This window comes from Paenibacillus sp. J22R232, from assembly GCF_056269165.1.
In genome coordinates this window covers 363,733-378,277 of the sequence record NZ_JBWDNK010000003.1, presented here as the reverse complement: position 1 = coordinate 378,277, position 14,545 = coordinate 363,733, and the positions used below count along the sequence as shown (strand labels likewise).

5 protein-coding genes are annotated in these 14,545 nt (G+C 50.5%); 1 reads left to right on the top strand and 4 read right to left on the bottom strand.

Features of this window, described 5'->3' with window-relative positions; genetic code table 11:
* Window positions 1-180 precede the first annotated feature (180 nt).
* The 4 genes from AC0YN3_RS12655 to AC0YN3_RS12640 all read right to left on the bottom strand — a co-directional run bounded on the left by AC0YN3_RS12655 (window position 181) and on the right by AC0YN3_RS12640 (window position 12,542).
* The gene (locus AC0YN3_RS12655) at window positions 181-8,751 is read right to left on the bottom strand and encodes a carbohydrate binding domain-containing protein (protein ID WP_475775401.1); all 8,571 of its coding nucleotides are present in this window, start codon (window positions 8,749-8,751) and stop codon (window positions 181-183) included.
* A 172-nt stretch (window positions 8,752-8,923) separates the two neighbouring features.
* Window positions 8,924-10,657, bottom strand: a complete 1,734-nt coding sequence (locus tag AC0YN3_RS12650) for an extracellular solute-binding protein (RefSeq protein WP_475775400.1) — start codon at window positions 10,655-10,657, stop codon at window positions 8,924-8,926.
* Window positions 10,658-10,785: 128 nt separating this feature from the next.
* The gene (locus AC0YN3_RS12645) at window positions 10,786-11,664 is read right to left on the bottom strand and encodes a carbohydrate ABC transporter permease (RefSeq protein ID WP_183557542.1); all 879 of its coding nucleotides are present in this window, start codon (window positions 11,662-11,664) and stop codon (window positions 10,786-10,788) included.
* A gap of 23 nt (window positions 11,665-11,687) precedes the next feature.
* Window positions 11,688-12,542 carry an ABC transporter permease gene (locus AC0YN3_RS12640; RefSeq protein WP_475775635.1) on the bottom strand — a complete coding sequence of 285 codons (855 nt, stop codon included), beginning with the start codon at window positions 12,540-12,542 and terminating at the stop codon, window positions 11,688-11,690.
* A gap of 267 nt (window positions 12,543-12,809) precedes the next feature.
* Here AC0YN3_RS12640 and AC0YN3_RS12635 point away from each other — a divergent pair, with 267 nt between their 5' ends.
* The gene (locus AC0YN3_RS12635; protein ID WP_475775399.1) at window positions 12,810-14,543 is read left to right on the top strand and encodes a sensor histidine kinase; all 1,734 of its coding nucleotides are present in this window, start codon (window positions 12,810-12,812) and stop codon (window positions 14,541-14,543) included.
* The last annotated feature ends 2 nt before the right edge of the window (window positions 14,544-14,545 follow it).

Below are 14,545 nucleotides of genomic sequence, written 5' to 3'. Positions count from 1 at the left end.
TATATTTATATATGTCGCAATATTTATTTAAAATCTTCATTAAATCATCATTAATGGATTGATACATGCTTATCATCCATCATCTACAGGTTATAGAACGACAAAAGAGCGAACCGACACAGAGCAAGCTCTGCGCGGTTACGCTCTTTATCTTAAAAATCAAGGAAGCATAATCATCTGCTATTCATAAATCTCAATTTCGTAAAGCGATGGTCCGTACGGCGGCATGGCTTTATCCGTAATCAAAACGCGCACATACCGGGCTGCCGTGCTGCTCTCAAGCGTTACGGCTTCCGTGTACTCGGCAGCGCTCAGGCTCCGGTTCAGCGAAAGCACGGATTGCCAATCCGCGCTTTCGGCAGACAAATCGCTCCCTGCTGCCGCTACCTGGATAACCGCAGCTTTTCCGTAAGCAGCTTCCCACACCAATACGATTTTGCTTACGTCATATGTTTGATTCAAGTCAATGTAAACCCACTCGGCGTTGTAAGGAGCAGTCGCATTGTCGCTCCACTTCGCTTCCCACCTGGTGCCCGCGTCCCCGTCCGTTAGCAAATTCGCAGGAAAAACATCATTAAAGCTGGATGCAAAGGCTTGTTTGTTCAGTGCCAGATTCGTCCCATGTTCCGGTTCCGGCTCTGGTTCCGGATCCGTACCACTGCCTGAACCGCCGCTCACCCACGTGCCGTATACCTCGAACTCCCACAAGGAATAACCGTAAGGCGTCCCGCGTGCGCTGCCCAGCATTCGGATATGTCTCGCCTCTTCCCCCTTCAAGGCAATGGGGTCAACGCCACCGTTTCCCGCGACTTCAGCAAATACGTCAGTCCAGTCATTCTCGCCTGGGACCGCTGCCGAGGACACTTGAAGCTTATAGGCTTTGCCAAAAGCACCTTCCCAGCTTAGCGCTGCGCTCTCCAGCGAATAAAGGGCACCCAAATCAATGGCTATCCACTGCGGATCGGAAACGGCGGATTCCCATCTAGAATTGCTGTTTCCATCAACGGCATTGGCAGCAGGCTGCGGCCCGGTTGAGGCTGTCGCCGCTTTATGAAGAGCCACGTTTGCCGCAGCGGTCTTCACCTGCTGCTGTACCTCGCCGATCCCGTAGCCAGCTGCTGCAATGGCGATTGCGTACGTTTTGATCGCGGGAAATAAAGCGGCATTTAGCTTGATTTTGCCCGCTTCTACCGAATAACTGCCGCCATCCGCGGCTACGCCGTCAATCGTTAGCATTGTGATCGCCGCACGCCATGCAGGCGAATCAACGAATCCAAGCTCGATCGGCTGACCGACCTTGTTGTCCGAAGAGTCTGCAACTAGAACTGGCGGAGCAGCAACCTCGCGAATCGCTACGTTATCTATATAGATAACATGCTCGCCGTCTGGTGTTACGAAGGCTCCGTTCACGACGTTTCCAAGCAGAAACTTAAGCGTTAGATTTACATCGCTCGTTGGTAAGAGACTTTTTTTGTACACGGCTTGCTGATCGCCGGTGATATTGAAAAGGACCGATTGATTATTGTTATAGCCGCCTAGTTCGAGAGCAATCGGACGGTCAAACGGACCTGGAGCTGGAAGTTCTGCTGCCGACCATGCCTGAAAGCTAAGCTCGTAGACCTTTCCGGCCGTTAGCTTAATGCCGCTCTGTATGAATTGAGTGGACCAGCCGACCGGCACTTTCCATTCGGGGTGCATGCCTCCATTGTAATAAACATCAACTCGCGCAGCCCCGTCCTTCATCTCAACCTTCGAATCTCCTCCGTCTCCGAACCAATGCTCCCAGCTTGCCATCCCGTTTGACATACTGCCATTCAGTACGAGGTTGCCATCAGCCGGAAATATGACTTGGTTGACGTCGGAATCGCCGAAGCCCTCTGCTTTGATCTTAATCAAGTAAGTTCGATCGCTCGTAAATACCGACTGGTCGATCAAGATAGCACCAGGCTTGATCATATACTGCCCTTCGGCAATTACGGCACCGTTTGCTTCAATCGCGGCGATGGCCGTTCGCCATCCTTCATGATCGGTGAAACGTAATTCCACCGCTTCGCCGACCCGATTCGCAGCCGAATCCGGAATGAGTGTCGGAGGCCTAAGCACTGGAGCATCCTTAACCTCAAGCACCACGTTATCTATAAAAATATCGTGAGGACTCGTTGCGCTCCGAGCCGTTTTGCCAAGCAGGAATTTCAAGGCGACTTTATCGTCTGCCCCCATCTTGAATGAAAATTCAAAATGCTGCATCGTATTCGTCAGCATGAGGGGACCGGTGTAAAACCGTCTCGTATAACCTGCGTTTTCGAGAGCCGCTTCGATATCGCGCCCGACGGTTGATCTCGCATCAAAGGAGAGCGTATACGTTAGCCCTTTCGTCAAGTTTAGCTCTGACTGATTGAGCATGACGTTCCAAGCTTCCCCGCCAACGTTCGTTACCGCAATTTTGGCTGCGCCATTGTCTTCGGCAAAGACGGCCGCGCCGCCTTGCGTGAACGGTTCCCAGCCGTTCAGCGCATAAGAGAAGTCGCCGTTCTGGAGCGGGAACAAATCGACACCCGTGAAATCCACATTTAGATTTGTCGTGCGAACGAGCTGAATATTGTCCAGCTGCACAGTACTCGCGCTTCCTCCGAGCAAAAAGACCAGCTGTGCCTCTTCATCCGTTACGCCTTCAGGCATCGTAAACGTAACCTTATAGTTCTTATTGTCCGCCGTTAACGAAATACCATGAGGACCGCTATAAATCATATCGCCGTCCTTGCTCGCAAGCTGGACGCCGATTGGACTGGCCTCCGAAGATTGAGCATCAAAGGTAAGCTCGTACGTATCTTTCTGGAGAAGATTAATCCCCTCCTGAACCAACCGCACGCTAGCTTCGTTTGCGCCGCCGTTCGAAATGACGGCACGAAGCTTGCGCGTCATGGGATCAACGCTGACCGTTGCGACCGCAGAATCCGCCGCAAGCGCATTCCAATAGAGCAGACGGTCCATAGTGCCAAGATCGAAGCCCCCGTTATACACATGGTTGCCGTTGTTAAGCGGCTGCTTCGCGGCACCAGGCTCGTTCAAGGAATCAATAGCTTCCAGACGAACGTTGCCGATCCACACGTCATTCGTATTTTGACCGAGATTGAATTCCACGCGAGCTTTGGCATTTGTGTTTGCCGTCATGAGGAACCGGTATTCATAATGGCCCGTTTGCGTCTTCAAGGCTGCTTCGAAATTGTCGGAATAAATGCCCCAGCCGCTATCCGCATCGCCGCCGAGCTTGACACTCATGCTGCGCGGCGCGGATGCCTTCGCATCGAAGCTGATCTTATAAGCCTGCCCCTTCACTAGCGTTACATATTGAATGAGCTGCAAGGAATATGGCACATTTCCGCCATTCGTAATATCTACCTTTGCAAACGGCGAGCCTGCACCTGCACCGGAATCGACAGAGACGCTTCCCGCTCCTCCAAATTCAGCGCCATGAAGAAAATTCCAATATTGATAGTCCAGCTCAGGAGCTGCCGTTGTAATATCCTTCACGCCTTGGCTGTAGGACGTGTCATAAATAAGGTTGCCGTCTATTGCAGCTTTACCGCCTTCAGGAAACGTATCCTTCACGAGCGTAGGCTCGGCGGGCTGCTTGTAAGCTCTACCCGTCAGCTCATAGGCACGGACATAATCAACCTGCATCTCCGCGGGCAGGAGAGAAGGGTCCGGCTTGCGTCCGCCGTCGTAATTGCCGCCTATGGCGAGATTCAGAATGATATAGAATTCTTTGTCGAATGGAGCTGGAAAAGCATATTTCTCCGGCTGATCGGCTCCCCAGCTATGCCAGTCATTAATCATCTGAAAAAGATTGCCATCCACGTACCACCGAAGCTCCCCAGGCTCCCATTCTAACGAATACGTATGGTAGCCGGTAATATCCTGGCCCTCTGGGAAATGGTATTGCGCTCCGGTCGCTTTGTTGTTCGGCGCGTTCTTGCCATAATGGATCGTGCCATCGACCTCGCCGATCGTACGGCCGCGCGCTTCCATGATATCGATTTCGCCGGAGGATGCCCAGCCGCCGTACTCGCTGTCCTTCGGCATCATCCAGAATGCCGGCCAGATGCCTTCGCCTTCCGGCATCTTGATGCGTGCCTCGAATTTACCGAAGGCTTTGCTGAAGGTCGGGCTGGTCCACAGGCGTCCCGAGGTATAGGTCTTCCCTCCAAAGCTCTCGCTCTTGGCTTGGATGACAAGCTCGCCGTTCTCTACCTTAATATTTTCTTTTCTATAATATTGCTCCTCGTTATTTCCCCAGTTGGCTACTCCGTAATCGCTGCCGTTGCCAAGCTGGTAGCCCCATTTATCAAGGTTGACGCCATTCGTGTCTACGTTCGTGCCAGTGCCGTCAAATTCATCAGACCATACGAGGCTCCACATGATCTCCTCTTGAATATCCTGCAGCGCATTTGCCAGCTCGTAGCCTGCTGACTTAACGGCTATCGTGTACGCTTTTGCTGCTTGAAATACCGATTTGTCGATAGTCAGCTTGCCAGCAGACAGTGTGTAAGCTTCCACCGGAAGCTTGCTGCCATCTACGATTACTGCCGAAACGGCATTTCTCCAGGCTTCGTTATCCGCAAACGCAATATCGATATCGAGGCCCTTTGCATTGTCCAAGGCATCCGGCGACAACACCGGGGGCAAAGCGAGCGTAATGTCATTCGTGCTGCGCGCCTTTTCCCCTGCAGCTTCCTTGGCGCCTTTGAGCTCCAAGCGCACGTTGTCAATATACACGTCATGAGCGGCGCTTGGCGCTCCCGGCTGATTGCCCATTAGCAGCTTGAAGCCTGCCAACTCATCCTTATCCAACGTAAATTCGTAGCTGTATGTTTGCGTTACGTCATCCACTTGCACCTTCTCGTTCAAATAGCGGACATACGTACCGTTCTCTACAACGGCTTCAAGAGTGCGCGGTATGGTCGATCTTGCGGCAAAGGATACGATATAGGTCTTCCCTTTGGCAAGAGCAAGCGAGCCCTGTTGCAAAATAATATCCCAGGCATTCGCGCCGGTATTCGCAATGGCTGCCTTTGCGGCACCGTTATCCGCCGTAATAGCCGCGCTTGACGTACCGTCGTATACTCCCTGCACATGACTGGACCAGTCCTGCATCCCTTCATCGAAATAACCATTTTGGAGCAAAAAAGCTTTGGATCTTGCATCTTTAAGCTCAATCCGGATATTATCGACATAAACGTCATGCTCGCCGATCGCATTCGCCCCTTCCAGCTTGCCAAGCAGCAGCTTAAAGGACGGCGTAATGTCGTTCACTGCCTGAAGCTCATAGCTGAACGTTTGCTTCGTTTCCGTGAGCTGTACCTTTTCCGATAAATAACGCGTATTATTGCTGTCGATCACAATTTCCATTTCGCGGTTTTTGGATGCTCTTACATCAATCGAAACGGTATAGGTATTGCCTTTAAAAAGATCAAAGTCTGTCTGCATCAGCATGACATCCCACGGATTGTTGCCTTCGCTCGCAATTGCCACCTTCAGCTCGCCGTCCTGCGCTGCGAATACGGCACTTGAGCCCCAGCCGTCATACCGGCCTTGCACATGTTCCGCCCAGCCTGCCTTGCCACTCGAGAAGTCACCGTTTTTAACCGGGAACTGATCGTTCAACGCCAGCTCGCCGATGTTGTGGTTGGTCAGACGGACCATCGCAACGTCATCGATAAATACGGTTCCCTGCTCGCCGCCGAGCAGAAAGGACAATTGGCCATTCACGTCCGTTGGCTTCCCCATCGTGAACAGCAGCGTATGCTCCGTCATCTCCGATGTTAACGGGAACGTCTCGGGACTGGCATAGGAGCTGCCATCTGTTTTGCCGATGCCTGCTTGAATCGTTCTCTCGGAAGCGGCTCTCGCTTTGAACGTGACTTTATAGTCATTTCCTTCCACTAGATTCATGCCGGATTGCGTGAGCGTAACAGCATCCCGCTCCGCACCGCCGTCCGTAATCGAAACCTGAAGCTCGCGATCAGCCGCATCTACTGCTGCGGAAGCGCTGCCGCCAAGCGCAGCGAAGTTCCAATAGGTCAGTCGGTCCATCCGTCCGATATCGAAGGTTCCGTTATACACGTGATTGCCATTCAGCGGCTCCTTCGGATCGTTGTCATGGAAGGGGTCCGGCGCAATCGTCTCTTCTACCTTCACATTGCCGAGCCATACCGGATTCGTGCTTAAGCCCAGATTGAACTCCAGCCTTGCGAGCGTATCGGTTTCCGCCCCCATTTGAAAAACCATCTCATACGATTGAAGCGTGTTCGACAGCCTTGCTTCAAGGCTATCGGAGTAGGTGGTCCAGCCTCTGTTCTCCCCGCCGCCGAACTTCACCGCTATATTGCGGTTCGCGTTGGATTTGGCATCAAATGAAAGCTTATACCATCTGCCTTTGCCAAGCGTCACGTTCTGGATCAATTGAACGGCATGTGCGGCATTCCCGCCTGCTGTAATATCCGCTTTCGCGAAAGGTAAGCCGTTCAGCTGTTCCACCATGATGGAACCATTGCCTTGGAAGGTGCTGACATGGGCAAAATTCCAAAATTCCGTATCCAGCGCCTGATCCGGCTCCGCGATCGTTGTGAACGGTTCGGCATAGCTGCTGTCATGTACGAAATTGCCAGCGATCGGCTGCTTATATTCGGTTGGATAAGGCTCTTTTTCAAAAGAAGGCTCCACCGGCGTTTTATAAGGCCTATTCGCAATGTCATACACCCGCACATAATCCACTTCCATCTTGCTCGGAATGTCCGACGCAGCGGGCAATCTACCGCCATCGTAATTGCCTCCAACCGCTAAATTCAGAATCATGTAGAACGGTTTGTCAAACGGTGCCGGAAATGCATATTTGGCAGGCTGGTCCGCTCCCCAGCTGTCCCAGTTGTTAAGCTTTTGGAATAGCACGCCATCGACGTACCACCGGATTTCCCCTGGCTCCCATTCCACGCCATACGTATGATAATCGGTTATGTCCGTATCCGTGCCGAACTCGTATTCCGCCCCGGTCGATTTGTTGTTAGGCCAGTTTCTTCCATAATGTATCGTTCCGCCTACCTCATTCGGCAAACGTCCGCGCGCTTCCATAATATCGAGCTCTCCTGAAGCTGCCCATACGCCATATTCGCTGTCCTTCGGCATCATCCAGAATGCCGGCCATATTCCTTCTCCTACAGGAAGCTTCATACGGGCTTCGAACTTACCAAACGTTTTGTTAAAGGTCGGCTCCGTATACAGCCTGCCCGACGTGTAGGCTTTGCCGCCGTAACCGTCGTCGTCAGCCGTAATCGTCAGCTTGCCGTCTGCGACCGTTATATTCTCGGCGCGGTAGTATTGCTCCTCGTTATTCCCCCAGCCGTCCAATCCGTATTGTGAACCTGTCCCGAGCTGATACGCCCATTTGTCCAAGTTGACTCCGTTCGCGTCTACGTTGTCACCGCTCCCATCGAATTCGTCATTCCATACAAGCTCCCACTCATCCGCAGGCGCCGTTGTTGGTGCGGTTGTTGGTGACGCTGTTGGTACTGTTGTTGGTTCCGTTGTTGGTGGTGCAGGAGTCGGGGTTGCTCCAGTACCTCCGCCGCCTTGCCCAGGCGTTGCTTGCTGCCCGCTAATCAAGACGCCATTCTGAATAACGGCCTTGTCGCCTTTACCGAGCTTTTTTTCATTAACAACGATGTCTGCGCCTTCATTCATAATCTGCTGCACATTTCCTTTTGCTTTAACGCTCGATCCTGCAGCCGTCTGTTTAATCTGAAGCAGCGAGAGGCTCGCAGCAGCATCCAGCATCAGCTGTGCTGGTGATTCCATGATGAGCTGCTTCGCGTCCGTCTTATTGGAGAATAAAACCCTTACCTCGCCGGTCGCTTTGTTAACATTCAGCTTATTCAGCTTGGAATTAATGAAATGAATGCTGTTAACGCCGCCTCCTTGAATGTAAACAGTGCCTTTAACCTCCAAATCCGTTAAAAAAACATCGCCCTCGCCTATGCCTTGCGTCAGAAAAAGATTACCTTCAATTACCGCGTCGTTTAGCCTAACGTCAGCCGTATTTACCACGGCATTACCAGAGACGCGCAATTTGTCATAGCTGCCTGCTTTATTCACGACTTCCACGGCCAAACGGTCCAATAAGGCGATTGCTTCCGCTCGCGTAATTGGGTTAGCAGGTCTTAGCGTTTGATCCGGATAACCATTTATGTATCCGCCGGCCAGCAGCTGCCCAAGCGAAGCTTTCGCATAAGCCTGCACTTGCTCTCTATCCTTAAAAACAGCAAGCTTGTCGTCTTGCGCGCCTTCAAGCTTGAACAATCCCGCAGCGATTTTTGCTGCCTCTTGCCTCGAAATGGACGCGCCTGGCTTAAAGCTGCCATCCGGATATCCGGTGATGAAACCGGCATTCTTTACGGATGCGATATCCTGGCTGTACCAAGCGTCTGGCGCAACATCCGTAAACAAGCTGCCATCGCTCTTGTTTAACCGGAACACTGCGTTAACAAGCTTTGTGAATTCCGCTCTCGTCACTTGACGATCCGGCTGCATGCTGCCGTCAGGGTATCCGCCAAGCATGCCTTTGTCTATCCATTTCACTAGCGTCTTCTCGCCCCAATGGGCTGCGCCGTCATCCGAAGCACTCTCTGCGTTTGCGATAGGCAGGCTGCTTGCCAGCATCATAAACACGAGCATGATTGAAATAAACCTTTTATTCATTCCCTCTCTACTTCCTTTCCATTTGAATTGCTTCAATGCAAACGCTTACCTATTTTTTCAGAAGAACAGCCTGCATCTTACAGTTCAATAATGAAACTGCAACGTGACAGGCTGTTCGCTCGGTCGATTCAGTTATGCTTCCTATGCAGGAAGCAAGTATTTCTGCAAACGATTATTTAACGCTATTGTACCAGTCATTAACTTCCTTCGTAATTTGTTCGCCGCCGGATTTTTTCCAGTTGTCAACCATCGTATCGAATGAATCGACAGGCTGCTGGCCATAGACGATTTTGTTGAACGTTTCGTTAAGCAGTTTATTCAGAAGCTCGTTTTTGCTTTGCATCGTTTCAGTCAAAGGACCCATGTAGTAATTTTTCATACGAATCGCGTTTTGGTCCATAACAACCTTCATGGCATCCGTATTCTCTTTCAAACGCGTGTTGAACTCTTGTTTCTCGTATGGCGTAACCGCTTCAGCGCCGCCTGCAAGCTTCACATGCGTTTCTGCGTACAATGTCGGGATACGAGCGCCTTCAAACGTCAGCGTGTAGAATAGCGGCGGTGCCGTTTGATCCTTCAAGCCAGGGAATAGATCCGGATATTTCGCAATATCAGCCGTGATGGAGCCATCAGGAAGCGTTGCGTAGTCATAGCCCTCTGCAAAGCCTTTTTCGAACTCGCTGCCTGGCTGCGGATTAGCCATATTATCGAAGAACCAGTTATAGTAATGAATGATCGCTTCCGGATTTTTAGCTTTTTTGTTTACGAATACGTAACCGTTAGCCGGGGGGTTGCCGCCTGCGGAACCGATTTTGCCGTCAGGACCAGCCGGAATTGGATACGCTTTGTATTTCGCGGATGGAACGTTGTTCAGAAGGTCAGGGAACGGCCATGCTGGAAGCCAGTTCGGTCCGAACATAATGCCCGCTTCGCCTTTAGTGAAGAGCTCCGAGCCCGTTGTTTCGTCAAGCAATGCGGAATCCTGTGAAATGTAGCCTTTGTCCAGCCATTCTTTTAATTTGGACAATGCCGCTTTGGCTGCCGGATTAATAGAGCCGTGCTCGAGTGATCCGTCTGCCGCTTGATTCCATTGGCCAGGCATGGTGCCATGCGCGCCGAAGATGAAGCCGATATCGGTCATCCAGTTCGCAAAACCGTTTTTGAAGCCCGTTGCAAGGCCCAGCGTATTCGCTTTGCTGTCTCCGTCTGGATCACTTTTCACGAATGCTTCCATTACCGCTTCCATCTCGGCAAGCGTGGTTGGCGCTTTCAGATTAAGCTTTGTCAGCCAATCCTCGCGAACCCACATCACATGATCCGCATTGTAAGCGTAATCTAGAATCGGCAATGCCATTTTGTCTGCGCCACGGCTGATCGGCAGCCAAATGGTTGGATCAAGATCTAAACCTGCTTTATAAGTATCGTTGGCATATTTGTCTACCAAGTCGCCTACCGGCATGAACTGTCCGGAGTCGATCAGCATGTTAACCGTTTCCAAGTCACCGCGGTAAGTGACCACATCCGGCATTTCCTCGCCCGACGACAGCATGAGGCGCAGCTTCGTTTTGTAAGCGTCGTTCGTGTTCGTTACGACCCAGTTGTATTTAATGTCGATGCCCAGTCTTTCTTTAACAAGGCGAGTATGAACGTTGTCTTCGATCGTTTCGCCTTCCTTGAAGACCGATCCGTTTTGGTTAAGTCCCCACACTGTCGTTAAGGTGACTGGTGTCGTGTACTTGCCATCGGCAAACCCTTCTGCATTGCCTTCTTCCGTTTGTGCAGGCTCATTGCCTGGCTTGTTGCTTGCCGGTGCGTTCGTGCCTTTGTTTGTGTTGTTGCCACCGGAACATGCCGCAATTGCTAGCATAAATGATAGTACCAATAAGACCGAAAGCCACTTCTTCATGCCTTTACCCCCCGTAAGTTATATTTTGTTATTAATTACGATATCTGTTATATCGCTTGTTTCCAATATACAGCTCGCTTTGCTGCTTCGATAGACCAACTTTTTGTTATTGATGCCTTTTTCTTGCGCTATTCCTTCACGGCTCCAAGAATGATTCCTTTTACAAAATAACGCTGCAGGAACGGATACACGAGCAGGATCGGAAGCGTCCCGATAAAAATTTGCGCCGATTTGACCGTGCGCTGCGAGATGTGCTTCAGCTCATTGACATCGGGATTTATTTTATTGAAATCCTGCTGAACAATAATCGTTTGCAAAAAAGTTGATAATGGATATTTTCTATAATCTGTAATATATAACAAACCATCAAACCATGAATTCCAATGTGTAACCATTGTGAATAATGAAATCGTTGCAAGAGCGGGCATCGATATCGGTAAAAAGATGCTCCACAACGTTCGGAATTGGCCTGCGCCGTCGATTAGCGATGCTTCCTCAAGCTCTTTCGGAACCGCTCGGAAAAAGTTCATAAGCAGTACCATATTGAATACATTGATGGCACCGGGAAGAACGAGCGCCCAGATCGAGTTCATCAAATCCAAATTGCGGATAAGCATGTACGAAGGAACAATACCACCACTGAAGAGCATCGTAAAGAGGAAATACCACGTATAGACAGAACGGCTTTTGAATGTCCGTCCATCCTTGGACAAAGCGTAGCCCGCCAGTATCATAAGCGACATGCCCACAACCGTCCCAAGCGCGGTTCGCTGCAGGCCTACGAGCAGCGCATTATGGAAGTTATCGTTGTTCAGCGTTTTGGAATACGCTTCAAAGTTGAAGCCGATCGGCCATAGCTTGACGAGGTTCGCGTTCGCCGGCGAGCTGGCGCTTAAGCTGACCGCAAGAATGTGTACGAGCGGAATGATGCAGGAAATGCAAATGACGGCTAGCAAAATGTAGTTGAATACCGAGAATGCTTTATAACCTGATGTTTTGTAATACATGCTTTAACTCCCTCCCCCTTTCTCTAGAAGATGCGGTATCCTGCGTATTTGTAAGCCATGCGGTACGAGAACACGATCATGACAAGGCCAATAATGGATTTGAACAAGCCGACCGCCGTACCGAAGCTGTATTGACCGTTCAATATGGCCGTACGATATACGAACGTATCGATAATGTCTCCTTTGTCATATACAAGCGCATTGTATAGATTAAAGATTTGATCGAAGCCGCCGTTTAGAATATTGCCAAGCGACAGCGTGCCTACCACAACCGCAATCGGAATCATGGAAGGAACGGTGATATGCATCGTCTGCTTCCACCTTGTCGCCCCGTCTACCTCCGCAGCCTCGTAAAGGGAAGGGTTCACGCCTGAGAGCGCCGCCAGAAACACGATCGTATTGAATCCGAAGTTTTGCCAGATGTCACTGACGACGACCGTGAATCGGAACCAGTTGCCTTCGCCGAGCCAGAATACGGATTCTAATCCGAGCGTGTTGAGAAGCTGGTTAACGATGCCTTTGCTTCCGAGCATGTCCGTTAGGATCGCGCCTAGAATGACCCATGAGATGAAATGCGGCAAGTACACGAGCGTTTGAACGACCCTTTTGAAAAACATTTTGCGAACCTCATTCAGCAGAATCGCGAACGTGAACGGCACCACGAGGCCAAACACGATTTTGAGTCCCGAAATGATCAAGGTGTTCATAATAACCTGCTTGCTGTCCGGATATTCGAACATAAACCGAAAATGCTCCAAACCGACAAGCTTCGAATGAAATATACCGTCATATGGCTTGAAGTCCTGGAACGCCATAATAAGTCCACTCATTGGCACGTAAGCGAATATGAAGGTAATGATCGCTGCCGGTAGCAGCATGAGATGCAAGGGCCAAGTGCGGCTAAATAATTCTCTCGCTCTTTTTTCCTTTTGTTGCTTTGGTTTCGTTTCTTGCTGCAGCGGTTCGTTTAGCGCGCTTTCCACTGATCTGCCCCTTTCCAAACAAAATTTGATTGTGTTTTATCATCTCTCCTGTATGATTAATTTTATCAGCAGTCTCTCCTGTTCTATAGACCACGATCTTTGGAAGCATGCCACTTTGTAGACATATGTAACTTTATTTTCATAAAAAGAGAGGTCCCAAGCATGCGTTTACGCGAAAATACGTTTGCCAAAATGATTACCTTGATCATCCTGCTGCTTATCCCGATCATCGTTTTGTATACGCTTTCTATTCAGACAAGCATCGGGGTTATCAATGATGAGATGAAATCGCTGAAGCAGAAGGACATTACGTTTCTCGCCAGCGAAATCGATAAAAGCGTGACCACGCTGTCAACGCTTGGCTTCCTGCTCAGCGAGGATATCCATATCCAGCAGCTGCAAAACCTGCATCTCATTGAGAGCGCTTACCAGCGCAATGACGAGAAGCTGCGCATTCTCGAGCGGCTGCGGCTGCTGAACGTCGCCCAGCGCTGGGATACCCAGTACAGCATCACGGCTCCTGCGAGCAAGCAGCTTGTATCCACCAATACGTATTTGTCCTATGATTTGGATTCTATCAAAAAAATATTTACGCCTAACTGGATGTACAAGGAGATGACGATCCAAAGCATAAAGCAAAACCGCTTTGTTCGTCATATCGTCAAACCGAAGCGCTTGGAGAGCAATCTGGACAAAGCCGGAATTATCGTCGAGATTTCGTTTCCCGAGGAGCATCTCATCAAGGATTTGGATACGTTCAAGCTTGCAGGCAAAGGAGATCCTTTCCTGCTGCATGCAGACGGAAGCATGATCAAAAACCGTACCGCCGACAAGGAAATGACAGCAAGCATCCAAGCTTTGATGCAGCAAGCGACAGTCAACGAGGCTTCCAACCAGATCATTACGATTCGCGGGAATGATTTTCTCGTAACCTCGGCGCATGTCAAAACGCTGGACTGGTATTTAATCGATTATGTGCCGCTTGCGGACGTTCTGAAGCCGATCGTCAAGAGCCGGAATTTATTTTACGGCTCGGTCGGCCTCCTGCTCATTATGAGCTTGCTTGCCGGTTACCTGCTTTACCGGAACGTACAGCGGCCCATTGGCCTGCTTATCCGCAGCGTGAAGCGGCTTCAAGAGGGGAACTACGCTACCCGGATTACCGCTAATCCCAAAAACGAGTTCACCTATCTATTCCAGCGGTTTAATGATATGGCCGCCAATACCGAGCAGCTCATACAGAAGGTTTACGTGGAGGAGCTGCGCAGGCGCGAGGCTAACGTGAAGCAGCTGCAATCGCAGATTAATCCGCATTTCTTATACAATTGCTTTGCGCTCATTCGCAGCCTTGCCCGGCTCGGCAAGAAGGAATCCGTCATGAAGCTCGCGATGCATCTCTCCACCTATTACCGCTATACGACAAGGGTAGAGAAGCTTACGGCTACGCTTAAGGAGGAGCTGCAGCTCGTCGAAAGCTATTTGGAAATCCAGCAATTCCATATCCAGCATCTCTCCTACCACATTCAGGTTCCAGAGACGTTGCTGTCCGCCGAGCTGCCGCGGCTGCTCCTGCAGCCGATCGTAGAGAACGCCGTTCTGCATGGCATAGAAAGGTTCGATGGAGACGGGCTCATTACGATTACCGGAGAAAGCGATGACCGCTATCATACCATCATTGTCGCCGATAACGGGATCGGCATGACCGAGGAGCTGCTGCGCAAGCTCGAGAAAAAAATAATGAATCCGCCCGATGACTCAAGCGGCTGCGCGCTGTGGAACATCCGCCAGCGCATGCTGTTCCAGTTCGGCCAGGAGGCTTCCATAACCTTCCGAATTCGCGATGAAGGCGGCGTTGCCGTTCACCTGTCTTGGCCGCATGAAAACTATTCCAACTAGAT